This is a genomic window from Isoptericola croceus, from assembly GCF_029382255.1.
GTDB classification, from domain to species: Bacteria; Actinomycetota; Actinomycetes; order Actinomycetales; family Cellulomonadaceae; genus Isoptericola; species Isoptericola croceus.
On sequence record NZ_JARLLG010000051.1, the window covers coordinates 1 to 355 of the forward strand.

Here is a 355-nt window from a genome sequence, read left to right on the forward strand (position 1 = left end):
GCTGAGCTGAGTGAGACATGACGACGACAACTTTGTTCTTCCTGTTCCTGGTGGGCTCCTTCCTGGGGCTGTCCACGGCCCAGCGGTGCACTTTGACCAACTCTGAGACAAAAAGTTCGACCTGTGAGCGTTCGACCTTGACCGACAGCAAATTGTTCGACAGCACTCTTTTGGATTCGACATTGACCAGCAGCCGCCTTACCGGTGGGAGCAACGTCGTGCGAAGCACCCTCACCGGTTCCCAAATTTCTAACTCAAAGTTGACTGATTGCACGATTACGCCTTCCACTTTTTCCGGGAAGACGTATAATGGGATTACAATGACGAACAATATTATTGCCGAGCTCTAATTAAC

1 protein-coding gene is annotated in these 355 nt (G+C 50.4%); it reads right to left on the reverse strand.

Annotated features, from left to right (window positions below; genetic code table 11):
* Positions 1-274: hypothetical protein (locus PZC42_RS23665; RefSeq protein WP_277213955.1), on the reverse strand; the 274-nt coding region annotated here is incomplete at its 3' end.
* Between the last annotated feature and the right edge of the window lie 81 nt (positions 275-355).